Below are 14,430 nucleotides of genomic sequence, written 5' to 3'. Positions count from 1 at the left end.
GGTACCTTCCCCGCTCGCCTATGCCGGCGAACAAGAAAAGGTCCTGAGTTTCGCATGGCCCGGATCGAAATCCGAGCGCATCCGGTCCCTCAGGACCCAACAGCGTGCATGTGCGTTATCAGATGAGCGTCACGGTTCCGGCTGCAAGCAGCGTACTGAGTGAAGAACGTCGTCCTTCGCACCTAGTCAAATGTTCCACCCATGAGCTACCAGTCGAGAACGTGTGTCTCGAATCTGGCTCTGGAAGGCCCGAAGGCCTCCAAGTGCTCCTTAGAAAGGAGGTGATCCAGCCGCACCTTCCGGTACGGCTACCTTGTTACGACTTAGTCCTAATTACCAATCCCACCTTCGACGGCTCCCTCCACAAGGGTTGGGCCACCGGCTTCAGGTGTTACCGACTTTCATGACTTGACGGGCGGTGTGTACAAGACCCGGGAACGTATTCACCGCAGCGTTGCTGATCTGCGATTACTAGCGACTCCGACTTCATGAGGTCGAGTTGCAGACCTCAATCCGAACTGGGACCGGCTTTTTGGGATTCGCTCCACCTTACGGTATTGCAGCCCTTTGTACCGGCCATTGTAGCATGCGTGAAGCCCAAGACATAAGGGGCATGATGATTTGACGTCATCCCCACCTTCCTCCGAGTTGACCCCGGCAGTATCCCATGAGTTCCCACCATTACGTGCTGGCAACATAGAACGAGGGTTGCGCTCATTGCGGGACTTAACCCAACATCTCACGACACGAGCTGACGACAACCATGCACCACCTGTTTACGAGTGTCCAAAGAGTTGACTATTTCTAGCCCGTTCTCGTATATGTCAAGCCTTGGTAAGGTTCTTCGCGTTGCATCGAATTAATCCGCATGCTCCGCCGCTTGTGCGGGTCCCCGTCAATTCCTTTGAGTTTTAGCCTTGCGGCCGTACTCCCCAGGCGGGGAACTTAATGCGTTAGCTGCGTCACGGAATCCGTGGAATGGACCCCACAACTAGTTCCCAACGTTTACGGGGTGGACTACCAGGGTATCTAAGCCTGTTTGCTCCCCACCCTTTCGCTCCTCAGCGTCAGTTACGGCCCAGAGATCTGCCTTCGCCATCGGTGTTCCTCCTGATATCTGCGCATTCCACCGCTACACCAGGAATTCCAATCTCCCCTACCGCACTCTAGTCTGCCCGTACCCACTGCAGGCCCGAGGTTGAGCCTCGGGGTTTCACAGCAGACGCGACAAACCGCCTACGAGCTCTTTACGCCCAATAATTCCGGATAACGCTTGCACCCTACGTATTACCGCGGCTGCTGGCACGTAGTTAGCCGGTGCTTTTTCTGCAGGTACCGTCACTTTCGCTTCTTCCCTGCTAAAAGAGGTTTACAACCCGAAGGCCGTCGTCCCTCACGCGGCGTTGCTGCATCAGGCTTGCGCCCATTGTGCAATATTCCCCACTGCTGCCTCCCGTAGGAGTCTGGGCCGTGTCTCAGTCCCAGTGTGGCCGGTCACCCTCTCAGGCCGGCTACCCGTCGACGCCTTGGTGAGCCATTACCTCACCAACTAGCTGATAGGCCGCGAGCTCATCCCTGACCGAAGTTCTTTCCAGCTGCTGAAGATGCCTTCGCAGCTCGTATCCGGTATTAGACGCCGTTTCCAGCGCTTATCCCAGAGTCAGGGGCAGATTGCTCACGTGTTACTCACCCGTTCGCCACTGATCCAGAGAGCAAGCTCTCTTTCACCGTTCGACTTGCATGTGTTAAGCACGCCGCCAGCGTTCATCCTGAGCCAGGATCAAACTCTCCGTAAAAGAATTTTGCTGCGATCGAACCGGAATGGGTTCGGCCGAGCGAGTTTGATCTGACGATCGGATGTCATTACTGACATTTCCGTTTAATCTCAAAAGAATCTCATCGGTCAGACAAGCTGACCGCGAGGTTTTTTGGCATTTGACAAGTGCACGCTGTTGAGTTCTCAAGGATCGGATGCTCCTGCTTTCAGCCTTCCGGCTGTCTTTCAGGGCAACTTCTCTATCTTATTCTTCGTGACCCGCTTGTCAAATCGGCGCTTTTCGACGTTTCCGTCGGAAGTGCAATCATCGACCGCATCTCACGAAGAGTGATCAGGTGCCCTGCGCTTCGGCGTATCAGCCGGTCCGCGGGGCAACTTCTCTATCTTACCCCGTTCCGTCAGCCTGTCAAATCGGGCTGTCCGTGACGATCGAACGTCAGCGAACAGCACTCAACGACAGCTTCGAGGAGTGGGGACCTCCATCCTAAACCCGGAGGCACGAACTCTCAATGAGAGATCTGAAGGATGGGGGGTGGTTCTCCACTTGAGGGGGGTGAAGCTTTTCGGCCTCTCCGCTTCCCTGTGGGGCGAACAATCAATAGATTACGTTGGCTTTGACGGGGCTGGCAAATCCGGGCCGTCGCCCGGGCGTGTCTGCCTGGTCGGAGGGCATTTCCGGCGCCCGAGGCGTGCCCAGCTGCGCCGAAGGATCAGGTGGCCGGCGGGCCGGCACGGGCGTAGCCTCCCCCCATGGCCGCGCCCGCGCATCCACCCGTCCACCGGTCTGTACTCGCCGAGGGCGTGGCGTGACCGGCCCCGCTTCCGCCCGGCACCGACTGCTCCGCCGCGTGTGGGCGTCGCTCGCCGGGCATCCCTCGTTCCTTTCCGCACCTCTCGAGACAGGACGGGCGGTTCCCCTGCCGGCGCGCACGGATGTCGCTTCCTTGGCGTGGGCGAGCGTTGCCGCCGCCTCACTGGCCGCAGCCACCCTGACCGGCGAACGCCCCATCACCCTCGATCCGGACCGCATCGCGGTGTCGTACACCAGCGAGCGGCATCTCCTGCTGAACGGCGAGCGGCCGTCCGTCTGGGCTCCCCTGTCCGGCTTCTTCCGGTCATCGGATGGGTGGGTGCGTACGCACGGAAACTATCCGCACCATGCGACGGCGTTGCTGCGCGGACTGGGACTGCCACCCGAGGCAGACGCGGAGTCGGCGGCCGCAGCCCTGCGCGGAATGCCGGCGGGCGTCGCGACGCAGGCGATCACCGCGGCCGGCGGCCTGTGCGTGGGCGTGTCCCATGAGAACGCGGCGGTCGATGCGACGCTGCGTCGCGCTCCGGTCGTCGATCTGCGGCAGGGCGGCGCTGCGCTCCCCCGTCTCCGCGACTCGCGTATCGCGCAGGCGCCACTACGCGGCATCCGCGTCCTTGACCTCACTCGCGTGATCGCCGGGCCGGTCGCGACGCGTACGCTCGCGCTGCTCGGTGCAGACGTGCTGCGAATCGACCCCCGCGCGCTTCCGGAGCCGGAATGGCAGCACCTGGACAGCGGCCACGGCAAGCGTTCCACACTCCTCGATCTGAATGCGGCAGATGATCGCGGAGCCTTCGATCGGCTGCTGGCATCCGCTGACGTCGTGGTCACCGGGTATCGGGCCACCGCGATGGACCGACTGGGCCTCGGGCCTCAGCGGCTCGCCGCGCAGTACCCCGGCCTGATCGTCGCGCGCCTGACGGCGTGGGGGGCGGAGCCCGCCGTCGCCGATCGTCGCGGATTCGACAGCCTCGTCCAGGCCGCCAGCGGGATCGCCTGGATCGAATCCTCCGACGGCGAGCGCCCTGGCGCACTGCCCGCGCAGGCGCTTGATCACAGCGCCGGCTACCTGCTGGCAGCGGGCGTGATGTCGGCCCTTCGCGCTCAGGAGACCGACGGGGGAACGTGGATCGTGGACGTATCGCTCCGGCGCATCGCGGCCGAGCTGCTCGGCATGCCGCGCACGCCCTCGCCCGAGCCGTCCGATGCGCCGCTCGACCCCGCTCCGCATCTGCAGGAGTTCGCGGTGGATGGGCGCTCGGTCATCACGACCGGTCCGGCACTCGCGTACGACGGTGGCCCGAACGCCTATCTTCCGCCGCGACCCTGGGGACGCGACACGCCGAACTGGTCCGAACTGCCCTAGGCGACGCGCACCGACCGGCGCGCGCGCAGAAGCTGGACGAGGACGGCCAGCACGAGGGTGAGGCCTCCCCACAGCGCACACGCCGGCGGAAGAACGCGATAGGCCAGGTGTGCGATCGTCCAGCTCCCGGTAAGTGGGCCGTATGCCACCAGGCCGATGACCCATGCGACGAACAGAAGCACAGGCAGCGAAAGCCACCACCCCCAGCGGGCGACCGCCGGCAGCACACGGCGGATGGACGGACCCGGGTTCCGGCGTGCCAGCCAGAGCATCGCCCATACCGCGATGACCGCGACTCCGACCACCGACGACCCGTGCTGCAGCCACTTGTACCCGGCGAGCGGACCCCACAGTCCTTCCAGCACGGGAAGCACCTGGACGCCCCAGCGTCCCTCGTGCGTGAACAGGTCCCATGCGATATGGCTGAGGACCCCGAGAACGAGGGACGCCAGCAGGAGCAGGATGCCGCGCACCGACGACCGGCTGCGGTCACCGCTGCCAGAGAGAGCGTGTTCCCGGTCGCGTCGGACACCGAAAGTCTCGCGGAGCGCCTCGGGCGGCGCGGCATCCCAGTCCGCCGGCAGGCGCTGGGCCAGCCGATCGGGACACAGATCACGGACCGATGGCCGCAGTACGCAGCGCCAGATCAGGAGCAGCGCGAGTGCGAGCGCGACGGTCAACGGCAGCCACCGCAGATCGTGCGTGAGCCCGTAGTGCAGCGGCAGACCGCGCACGAACAGCGGAAGATCCGGTGTCATCGCACCGACCGCGATCGCCGCCGGCAACAGCGGCGTGCGCACGAATGGCAGCGCGACGACCGCGTGGCTCGGGGTGAACGGCATGCTTCGGTCTGCTCGTCCGAGGGATCTGCGCCGAGGCTCAGCGCCCGGTGATGAACACGCCGGCCAGCGTCTTCTTTCCACGGCGCAGCACGGACACTCCCCCGGGCAGCGACCCGGCCACCACGGCCGCGTCGTCGGGCACTTTCACCCCGTCGACGCTGACCCCACCCTGTGCGATGGCGCGACGCGCCTCGCTGAGGCTGGCGACGAGGCCGGTTTCCATCAGGGCGTTGACGACCGGCGTCCCCGCAGGGAGGTCGGCGTGCGGCAGTTCGCGGAGCGCGCTCTGCAGCGTCTCGGCATCCAGCGCTCGCAGATCCCCCTGGCCGAAGAGCGCCTCGGATGCCGCGATCGCCGCGGCCGCGGCATCCGGACCGTGCACGAGGGCGGTCACCTCGAGCGCGATGCGTTTCTGTCCGATCCGGCGGAACGGCTCGGCCCCATGGGCTGCCACGACCCCTTCGATCTCGGCGCGCGTGAGGAAGGTGAAGACTTTCAACCGATCGGCGACGTCGGCGTCGTCGGTGTTGAGCCAGAACTGGTACATCGCGTACGGGCTCGTCAGCTTCGAGTCGAGCCAGATCGCGTTGCCCTCGCTCTTGCCGAACTTGCGGCCGTCGCTGTTCGTGATCAGCGGCGTGCCGATCGCGTGAACGCTCTCGCCCTCGGCGTGATGGATGAGATCGACGCCGCTGGTGAGGTTGCCCCACTGGTCGCTTCCGCCGGTCTGGAGCACGCACCCGTATTGCAGGTAGAGCTCGCGGAAGTCCAGTCCCTGCAGGATCTGGTAGCTGAACTCGGTGTAGCTGATGCCCTCGTCGGAGTTGAGCCGCGCGCTGACGGCCTCCTTCTTGAGCATCTTCCCGACCCGGTAGTGCTTGCCGATCTCCCGGAGGAAGTCGATCGCGCTCAGCGGCGCGGTCCAATCGAGGTTGTTGACCATGCGGGCGGCGTTCTCGCCGTCGAAGCTCAAGAAGCGCTCCACCTGCGTCTGCAGGTAGCCGACCCACTCGCCGACTGTCTCCTTGGTGTTCAGCACGCGTTCGGCCGTGGGGCGCGGGTCCCCGATGAGTCCGGTCGAACCGCCCACCAGCCCGAGCGGCTTGTGGCCAGCCAGCTGCAGACGTCGCATGACGAGCAGCTGGACCAGGTTGCCCAGGTGCAGACTCGGTGCGGTCGGGTCGAACCCGCAGTAGTACACGATCGGCGGCCCTGCGAGCAGCGCGCGCAGCGCATCCTGGTCGGTGGAGACATGCACGAGCCCGCGCCACACCAGCTCATCCCAGACGTTCTCGAACGACGGGTCGATGGCGGGTTCGCTCGAGGTCAGGGCGGGAGAAGACACGCGTGCCAGGTTATCAGCGGCCCGCGCGCCTCCCACGCGGTCAGGCCGCGGCGATCTCGTCGAAAACTCCGATAAGGTTGCCCTCGGAGTCCTTGATGTAGACCCACCGCGAGTTCTCGCTGAGCGGTTGGATGTCGCCGACCTGTTCGCCGCCGGCGGCCACCGCCCTCGCGACGGTGTCTTCGATGCGGTCGACCGTGAACACCACCGTCGGATGCGGCGTCGCCCCGCGCAGATGCAGATCACCGTTGATGCCCTCGCTGCGGGGCTGCCGCAGCATCCCCATCTCGTCACCCCAGGGCTCATAGTCGAATCCGAGGACCGAGGTGTAGAAGGCCTGCGCCCGCGCGATGTCGTCGACCGGGATTTCGAAGTGCTCCACTTTCGCCATGCCCCGACGTTTCCACAGCGCACGCGTTGCGTCCAGATCGGCTAAGGCACTCAGCTTCATTCGTGAGATGTAAGCCTGCGGGCTGTCGCGAACGACCGATCTGGCGAAGGGAAGTTAAGTCTTGTAACCTGATCTCAACGAATCAAGTCAATTGACTTATTTCTGGGAGGGATCATGTTCGTTCTCACCGCGGACCAGCGAGACAGCAGGAACAGAGCCGATCTGGTGCCGGCGGGAGTGGATATCGTGCAGCGGGTGGCCGGGCATCGGCTTGCCATCCCGGTCCAGCGCAACGCGGGCGACGAACTTCAAGCGCTCACCGGCAGCGCCCCTGCGGCGTTGGCCATCACGCTCGCACTGTTGCGCGACGGAGGGTGGAGCGTCGGAATCGGCGCAGGAGTGGTCGAGACGCCGCTTCCCGACGACATCCGAGCCGGACGGGGGCAGGCATTCGTCCTGGCCCGCGACGCGGTGGATCGAGCAAAGGGCGCACCGGGCCGAGTGGCGGTCTCCTCCTCCGATGCCCTCGCCGCTCAGGATGCCGAGGCCTACCTCCGCCTGCTCGTGGACGTGCGGGATCGCCGGTCCGCGCAGGGATGGGAGGTCGCCGATCTGCTCGCCGAGGGACTGACGCAGAAGAGCATCGCCGCCCGGTTGGGAATCACGCCCACGGCAGTGAGCCTGCGGGCCAAGGCCGGGGGGCTCCGGCTCGAGGAGGCCGCCATTCCTGCGCTCGAGCGCACACTGGCGAGCCTTGACGGGGTGCGGCGACAGGCACCGTGAAAGACTGACCGCATGCCCGTGCTCTTCCCCGAGGCGATCATCGTCGCACTGCTGTCGATCTTCCTGTTCCTGTCGATGTGCGCGGCCCTGGTGCTGATCACACTCAGCCTGCGGCGCCCTGCGACCGCGCCCCTCGTCGCCGCCGCCACGCTGGTGCTGCTCGCATTGATCGTGGTCGTGGTCTCGCCTGTCAATGTCCCGCTTCTGATGGGGCTGATCATCGCCGTCCTGGGCACCGCCGTCGCCGTGCTCGGCGGGAACCCGGTCACCCGACGGATCCTCGAGATCGCGACCCACGGCCGAGTGCGGGACGGAGCCAACGGCGGCATCATGCTGGATGCTCAGGCCGCGGGCATCACCGACGGCACGGAGTCGGCCGGCTCGACCGAGGTCCTGCGCGGGGGGACCACGATCGGCTACCTCGAACGACTCGCGGTCGTGATGTCACTCATCGTCGGCTTCCCGGAGGCACTGGCCATCGTCGTGGCGATCAAGGGCGTCGGTCGATTCTCGGAGCTGGCCGCGGCAGAGGCTCGCGAGAGATTCATCATCGGGACTCTCTCGAGTCTGCTGTGGGCGTGCATCGTCGGCGCCTTGGTGCGACTCGCGATCTGGTGATGGTCCGATCACCTGCGTACGGGGACACCCTCGGATCCCTCGTGCAGGCGTACGTTCGCGAGCAGTGCCGAGTCGTCCACGACGCCCGGCTCCCGATCGCATCCCGCGACGAGAGCGTTGTGCACCCGGTGCGCGTGGCCATCCGGCGACTGCGCGCGACGCTTCGCACATTCCGAGGGGTCTACGACGCCGACGTCGGCGCCGGCTTCGCCACGGAGCTGCGGTGGGCGGGTCTGCTGCTCGGCGAACTGCGGGATCTGCAGGTTCTCTCCGAGCGCTTCGACGACCCGGGGAGTTCGGCGGGTGCTGCTGCACACCTGATCGCAGAAGAGATCGAACGCGACCGCGCAGACTCATGGGACCGCGTGACAGAAGCCCTGAACGGCGCCCGGGGCGCGGCTCTCTATGCGGAGGTCGCGCGCTGGCACGACGATCCGCCGTTCGACGTCGGCTCGGACCGTCCTGCGGACCGCGCGCTGCAGAAGATCGAGAAGACCGACGCGCGGTTGCGAACGCGCCTGCGTCGAGCTCGCGCCGCCTCCGCGGCGGGCGATCCCGCTGCCACCGCCCTACTGCACTCGGCCCGCAAGGCCGGTAAGCGTCATCGGTATGCGATCGAGCTCGCTGAGCCTGTCATGGGCGCCGGTGCCGTGTATGCGATCGAGCGGAGCAAGGCGCTGCAGGACGCGCTCGGCGAGCATCAGGATGCCGTCGTCGCCCTCGCATTCCTGCGCCGCCTCGACGGGGAAGGCCGCCACGGCGAGGCGGCGACCGCGCTGTCCGACCTGATCGCCCGCACGCGCGAGAGCGCGGACGATACCGCCGGTGTGATCAGCGAAGTCGACCGGATCCGCGGCTGAGTCGCTACAGACCGAGCGCGTGAGCCGCTGCCTGCACGCGCGAGATCAGCTCCGCCCGCTGCTCGGCCACGCGCACGGGCGCTGTGCCGCCGACCCCGTCGCGGCTGGCGACCGATCCTTCGATAGTGAGCACGTGCCGGACATCAGGCGACAGGTGCGACGAGACCGAGGCGAGCATCTCGTCCGTGACCTGGTCGAGTTCGAGACCGCGCTGCTCGCAGAGCTTCACGAGCGACCCGGAGATCTCGTGCGCGTCGCGGAACGGCACGCCCCGTTTCACGAGCCATTCGGCGACATCCGTCGCGAGCGAGAAGCCCTGTGGCGCGAGCTGCGCCATCCGCGCCGTGTCGAACCGCAGGGTGGCGACCATGCCGGCGAAGGCGGGAAGCACCAGCTCGAGGGTGCGGACCGAGTCGAACACAGGCTCCTTGTCCTCTTGGAGGTCACGGTTGTAGGCCAGCGGCAGGCCCTTCAGCGTGGAAAGGAGGCCGGTCAGGTTGCCGATCAGTCGTCCGGCCTTGCCGCGGGCGAGCTCGGCGATGTCGGGGTTCTTCTTCTGCGGCATGATGCTCGACCCGGTCGAATACCCGTCATCGAGCGTGACGAAGCCGAATTCGCGCGTGTTCCACAGGATGATCTCCTCCGCGAAACGCGAGATGTCCACGGCGATCATGGCGGTGATGAATGCGAACTCCGCCACGACGTCCCGCGCGGACGTGCCGTCCAGCGAGTTCTCCGCGGGACGGTCCATCCCCAGCTCGCGCGCGATCAGCTGCGGGTCCAGTCCGAGCGTCGACCCGGCCAGCGCGCCCCCGCCATAGGGCGAGACGGCTGCGCGGGCGGACCAGTCACGGAAGCGCTCCAGATCGCGCACGAGCGGCCAGGCATGCGCCTGAAGGTGGTGCGCGAGCAGCACCGGCTGCGCGTGCTGAAGATGAGTGCGCCCCGGCATGATCGCTTCGGGGTGCGCCTCGGCCTGCGCCACGAGGGCGTCCACCACCCGAAGGATGTCGCGGGCGACCGTGCGCGAGTGATCCAGCAGATACATGCGGACCAGCGTCGCGATCTGGTCGTTGCGGCTCCGCCCGGCGCGCAGCTTGCCGCCGAGCTCCGGACCGACCGTGACGATGAGCGCCTGCTCGAGGGCACCGTGCACGTCCTCGTCGTTCGGGCCCGGAAGCAGGGTTCCATCGACGATTCCGCGCGCGAGCGTGTCCAGTCCGGCGTGCATGGCCGCTTCCTCGTCGGCGGTCAGATAGCCCGCGGCCGCGAGCGCCTTGGCGTGGGCGTGCGAACCTGCGATGTCGTAGAGCGCGAGATCCCAGTCGAAGTGGGTCGAGCGGCTCAGCGCGGCCAGCTCCGGAGAAGGTCCGGTCGCGAACCGCGCACCCCACAGTGCGCCCTCGTTGGTGCCTTCGCCCTTCGTATCGCTCATCCGCTCAGCCTATCCGCGCGCGCACCAGCGCCCGCGCGAGCCGGTCCATCGCCCATTCGAGCGGACCACGACCGATCAGCAGCGCCCATGCGGTGCAGCCGGCCACCAGGCCGATCGTCAGGGGCCAGAACGGCTCCAGGTCGCGGAACCCGCTCAGGTCGCCGGAATTGCCGAGGATGACCGTGGCGGCGATCGCCCAGACCACGAGCTGCGCGGTGTAGGCCGTGAGCGGCATGGCGCCGACGGCGCGCAGCGGCAGGACCACCCAGGTCAGGATCGTGCGGCACACGAGCAGGCAGAGCCCGATCACCGCGAGCGCGAAACCACCCGAGCCGATCACTTCGAGGACTCCGCTGGAGTGCGGATCGGCCGTCCACACCGCGCCCCAGAACGTGACCGCCTCCGTGGGCTGATGGGCACCGCTGACGCCGTGCAGCCCGTAGCCCACCACCGCGAGGATGGATCCGGCGCCCAACAGCCAGAGCTGAACCTCAGCGCGAAGGATGCCGGAGCGCGCCGCGCCGATACCGGCGACCACGAATGCGATCCAGACCGGGAAGGGGTAGTGCCATCCGAGGGCGTTGTCCAAGAGCCACCCGCCGGGCGTGAGCCAGATCGGCAGGTGGTCCAGGTAGACGACGACGAACGGCATCACGAGGGCGAGCCCTCCGGCGAGAAGGAACAGCGCGCGGGCGCCGAGCGCGACGAGCGGCACGGCGAGCAGGAAGAGGACCGCGTACGCGGGAAGGATCACGAAGACGGGGACTCCGGTGGCGATCAGCAGGATGCCGATCACCCACAGCACAGCGGCCCGGACGACGAGGCGGCCCCGGGCTACGCGCAGCTGCGCACGCGGCAGCGGGTTCCGTCCTCCCGTCACCAGCCCGATCGACACGCCGGCGAGTGTCGCGAAGAGGATCGATGAGCGTCCATCCACGACCCCGACCCATGTCGACGCGTCGTCGAAGTCGAACTCCGCGATCCACAGCAGGTGCGCAGCGATCATGCCGATGACCGCGAGACCACGGGCCAGGTCTATTCCGGCGATCCGCTGCGGCCCGTTGAGCCGGTCCCACCGGGATGCGAACCATCCGGTCGCCTCTGCCGGGGCCGGCGCTACTCCTGGCGAAGAAGCCACACCAGGAGCGCCTTCTGTGCGTGGAGTCGGTTCTCGGCCTCGTCCCACACGACGCTCTGGGGGCCGTCGATGACCTCGGCTTCGACTTCGTAGCCGCGGTCCGCGGGAAGGCAGTGGATGAAGATCGCGTCCGGCTTCGCCAGTGACATGAGCTCACGGGTGACCTTGTATTGGCCGAGGTCTCGCAGGCGTGCCAGCTTCTCCTCCTCCTTGCCCATCGACACCCAGGTGTCCGTGACGATGACGTCGGCGCCCGCGGCGGCCTCGATCGGGTCGGTGTAGAGCGTCAACGATCCGCCGGTCTCGGCGGCCCGGCGGTCGGCGTCGGCGACGACGTCATCGCGGGGCGAGTAGGACTCCGGGGATGCGACGCGCACGTGCATACCGGCCGTCACTCCGGCGAGCATGTACGAGTGGGCCATGTTCGAGCGACCGTCGCCGAAGAAGGCGAGAGTGAGCCCGCGCAGCTCGCCCTTGTGCTCTTGGATCGTCAGCAGATCCGCGAGCAGCTGGCAGGGGTGGAAGTCATCGCTCAGAGCGTTCACCACGGGTACGCGGGTACCCGCGGCCATCTCCTCCAGGCCCGCCTGCGCGTAGGTGCGCCAGACGATGGCCGCCACCTGCCGCTCGAGCACGCGCGCCGTGTCCGCCGGCGTCTCCTTGCCGCCGAGCTGGCTGTTCGCGGTCGAGATGATCAGCGGGGTTCCCCCGAGGTCGGCGATCCCGACGGCGAAGGAGACCCGCGTGCGGGTGGATGACTTGTCGAAGATCACGGCGACGGTCTGCGGGCCGGCAAGCGGCTTCAGCTTCCACCGGTCCTTCTTCAGGGCGACCGCGAGGTCCAGGATCTCGGACTGCTCCGCGGCGGTCAGGTCGTCGTCGCGCAGCAGGTGACGTGTCATGCGGAGACCTCTCTCGCCGTGCCGCCGACACCGGCCCGGGTGGACGCGTCGAGCACGAGGGCGTCCTCCACGGTGCGCAGTGCCGCGGTGAACAGTCGCACGAACTCGTCGATCTCGACGTCTCCGATGTTCAGCGGGGGGACGAGCCGGATGGTCTCGTCGTTCGGCGCGTTGATGATGAGTCCGTGCTCCTGCGCGGCGGCGACGACCGCCTTGGCGACCGGATGCCGCAGCCCGATGCCGATCAGGAGGCCTTGGCCGCGGCATCCGCCGACCAGTGTCGAGTCGATCGCGCCGATGGCCGTGCGCAGCTGACGCCCGCGCTCGGCCGAGTTCGCCACCAGACCTTCGTTCTCGATCTCACCGAGGACCGCGCTGGCGACGGCGGTCCCGAGGGCGTTGCCGCCGAAGGTCGAACCGTGCGTGCCCGGGTAGAACAGGTCGCTCGCCGCGCCGAACGTGATGAGCGCGCCGATCGGAAACCCTCCGCCGATGCCTTTGGCCACGGTCACTGCGTCGGGGGTGATGCCGGCGTGCTGGAAGGCGAACCACTCCCCCGTGCGTCCTGCACCGGTCTGGATCTCGTCCACGATCAGCAGCGCCCCGTGCTCATGAGTGAGCGCGCGGGCCGCCCTCAGGTACCCGTCGGGAAGATCGAGCACGCCCGCCTCGCCCTTGATCGGCTCGACGAAAACGGCGGCTACGCGGTCATCCAGCGCCGCCTCCAGTGCCTCGATCGTGGAATCGATGAACTCCACGCCGGGAACCATCGGAAGGAACGGCTCTTGCATGTACGGCTTGCCGGTCAGCGCGAGCGTGCCCATGGTGCGCCCGTGGAACGCGTCGGTCAGCGCGAAGATGCGGGGACGCGCGGCCTTTCCCTCTGTCGCGGCGCCGTGGAGGCGGGCGAGCTTGAACGCCGCCTCGTTGGCCTCGGCGCCGGAATTGCCGAAGTACACGCGCCCGGAATCACCGGTGCCGGCCAGGCGCTTCAGTCGCGAGGCGAGCTCCAGCTGCGGGAGGGTGGCGAAGTAGTTCGAGACGTGCGCCAGCGTTGCCGCCTGGGTCGCGATCGCCTCGACGAACACCGGGTGCGCGTGCCCGAGCGAGTTCACCGCGATGCCGGCGAGGAAGTCCAGATAGCGTCGCCCGTCGGCATCCCAGAGATACGCGCCTTCACCGCGGACGAACAGTTCCATCCGCTCGCCGAAGCTGCGCACCAAATCGCGCCCTGCGTCATCCTGCCAACTCATCCGAGGACCACCTCTGTTCCGATTCCCTTGCTGGTGAAGATCTCCACGAGCACCGAGTGCGGCACGCGTCCGTCGATGATCGCCGCCGTCTCCACTCCGCCCTCGACCGCGTCAAGACAGGCCTGCATCTTCGGGATCATGCCCGACTCGAGCGTCGGGAGGATGCTGCGCAGCTCGGTCGTGCTCAGGTGCGAGACGAGCGAGTCCCGGTTCGGCCAGTCGGCATAGAGCCCGGGCACGTCGGTGAGCACGACGAGCTTCGCGGCGCCGAGCGCGACCGCCAGCGCGGCGGCGGCGGCGTCGGCGTTGACATTGAGCGAGTGCCCGGGCCGATCGAGGTCGGGCGCGATGCTGGAGACGACGGGGATGCGGCCGGCGGCGAGCTGGTCGAGCACGGGCTGAGGATCGACTTCGACGACGTCGCCGACGCGCCCGAGATCGTGCTCGACCCCGTCGAGGATGACGCCGCGCCGACGGCCGCCGAACAGTCCGGCGTCCTCGCCGGAAAGGCCCGCGGCGTGCGGTCCGTGCGCGTTGATCTTGGCGACCAGCTGCGGGTTGATCTGCCCGGTCAGCACCATCCGCACGACGCCGATGGCCTCGGTGCTGGTGACACGGTAGCCGCCCTTGAACTCGCTCGGGATCGCGAGGCGATCCAGCATCGACGAGATCTGCGGTCCGCCGCCGTGGACGACGACGGGCTTGACGCCGACGTAGCGGAGATAGGCGATGTCGGACGCGAACGCGTCCTGCAGTTCGTCGCTGACCATCGCGTTGCCGCCGTACTTGATCACGATGATCTGGTCGTTGAAGCGCTGCAGCCAGGGCAGCGACTCGATCAGGGTCGCTGCTTTGGCGCTCGCATCGGCGGGGTCGGTGACCTGCAGGTCGATGTCGGTCATCTCA

Annotated in this window: 12 protein-coding genes and 1 rRNA gene; 4 read left to right on the top strand and 9 right to left on the bottom strand. The window is 67.0% G+C overall.

Annotation, left to right across the window (positions count from 1 at the left end):
* Positions 1 to 274: 274 nt before the first annotated feature.
* Positions 275 to 1,796: ribosomal RNA gene (locus ABD655_RS07135) — 16S ribosomal RNA — on the bottom strand.
* Positions 1,797 to 2,583: 787 nt separating this feature from the next.
* Here ABD655_RS07135 and ABD655_RS07130 point away from each other — a divergent pair.
* Positions 2,584 to 3,957 carry a CoA transferase gene (locus tag ABD655_RS07130; protein WP_344712764.1) on the top strand — a complete coding sequence of 458 codons (1,374 nt, stop codon included), beginning with the start codon at positions 2,584 to 2,586 and terminating at the stop codon, positions 3,955 to 3,957.
* Here the strand turns inward: ABD655_RS07130 and ABD655_RS07125 are convergent.
* From ABD655_RS07125 to ABD655_RS07115, 3 genes are read right to left on the bottom strand one after another with little or no spacing between them, the layout of a single operon-like run.
* Positions 3,954 to 4,799 (bottom strand): DUF4184 family protein, encoded by an 846-nt coding sequence (locus ABD655_RS07125; protein ID WP_344712763.1) that lies wholly within the window; start codon positions 4,797 to 4,799, stop codon positions 3,954 to 3,956. The two genes, ABD655_RS07130 and ABD655_RS07125, sit on opposite strands and share 4 nt — an antisense overlap.
* 37 nt (positions 4,800 to 4,836) lie before the next feature.
* A complete protein-coding gene (gene tyrS / locus ABD655_RS07120; RefSeq protein WP_344712762.1) occupies positions 4,837 to 6,144 on the bottom strand; it encodes a tyrosine--tRNA ligase in 1,308 nt (435 codons plus the stop codon).
* A gap of 40 nt (positions 6,145 to 6,184) precedes the next feature.
* Positions 6,185 to 6,535, bottom strand: a complete 351-nt coding sequence (locus ABD655_RS07115) for a VOC family protein (protein WP_344712760.1) — start codon at positions 6,533 to 6,535, stop codon at positions 6,185 to 6,187.
* A 174-nt stretch (positions 6,536 to 6,709) separates the two neighbouring features.
* On the opposite strand from ABD655_RS07115, the gene ABD655_RS07110 reads away from it, so the two are divergent.
* Genes ABD655_RS07110 through ABD655_RS07100 form a run of 3 tightly spaced genes read left to right on the top strand, consistent with a single transcriptional unit; the run spans position 6,710 to position 8,796 of the window.
* The gene (locus ABD655_RS07110) at positions 6,710 to 7,318 is read left to right on the top strand and encodes a DNA-binding protein (RefSeq protein WP_344712759.1); all 609 of its coding nucleotides are present in this window, start codon (positions 6,710 to 6,712) and stop codon (positions 7,316 to 7,318) included.
* 12 nt (positions 7,319 to 7,330) lie between these two features.
* On the top strand, positions 7,331 to 7,936 hold the full coding sequence (locus ABD655_RS07105; protein ID WP_344712758.1) for a hypothetical protein: 606 nt from the start codon (positions 7,331 to 7,333) through the stop codon (positions 7,934 to 7,936).
* Positions 7,936 to 8,796, top strand: a complete 861-nt coding sequence (locus tag ABD655_RS07100) for a CHAD domain-containing protein (protein WP_344712756.1) — start codon at positions 7,936 to 7,938, stop codon at positions 8,794 to 8,796. Before ABD655_RS07105 ends, ABD655_RS07100 begins: the two co-directional genes overlap by 1 nt.
* Before the next feature lie 4 nt (positions 8,797 to 8,800).
* On the opposite strand, the gene argH is transcribed toward ABD655_RS07100, so the two are convergent.
* The 5 genes from argH to argB are packed head-to-tail and all read right to left on the bottom strand — an operon-like array spanning position 8,801 to position 14,426.
* Positions 8,801 to 10,231, bottom strand: coding sequence for an argininosuccinate lyase (gene argH, locus ABD655_RS07095; RefSeq protein WP_344712754.1), 1,431 nt, complete (start codon positions 10,229 to 10,231; stop codon positions 8,801 to 8,803).
* A 4-nt stretch (positions 10,232 to 10,235) separates the two neighbouring features.
* On the bottom strand, positions 10,236 to 11,369 hold the full coding sequence (locus ABD655_RS07090) for a heparan-alpha-glucosaminide N-acetyltransferase domain-containing protein (RefSeq protein WP_344712753.1): 1,134 nt from the start codon (positions 11,367 to 11,369) through the stop codon (positions 10,236 to 10,238).
* Positions 11,348 to 12,271 (bottom strand): ornithine carbamoyltransferase, encoded by a 924-nt coding sequence (gene argF / locus ABD655_RS07085; RefSeq protein ID WP_344712751.1) that lies wholly within the window; start codon positions 12,269 to 12,271, stop codon positions 11,348 to 11,350. Before argF ends, ABD655_RS07090 begins: the two co-directional genes overlap by 22 nt.
* A complete protein-coding gene (locus tag ABD655_RS07080; RefSeq protein WP_344712749.1) occupies positions 12,268 to 13,524 on the bottom strand; it encodes an acetylornithine transaminase in 1,257 nt (418 codons plus the stop codon). Before ABD655_RS07080 ends, argF begins: the two co-directional genes overlap by 4 nt.
* On the bottom strand, positions 13,521 to 14,426 hold the full coding sequence (gene argB, locus ABD655_RS07075; protein WP_344712747.1) for an acetylglutamate kinase: 906 nt from the start codon (positions 14,424 to 14,426) through the stop codon (positions 13,521 to 13,523). Before argB ends, ABD655_RS07080 begins: the two co-directional genes overlap by 4 nt.
* Positions 14,427 to 14,430 lie beyond the last annotated feature (4 nt).

This window comes from Microbacterium terregens (genome assembly GCF_039534975.1).
GTDB lineage: Bacteria > Actinomycetota > Actinomycetes > Actinomycetales > Microbacteriaceae > Microbacterium > Microbacterium terregens.
The sequence above is the reverse complement of the archived record's forward strand: the minus strand, read 5'-3'. Positions and strand labels throughout refer to the sequence as shown.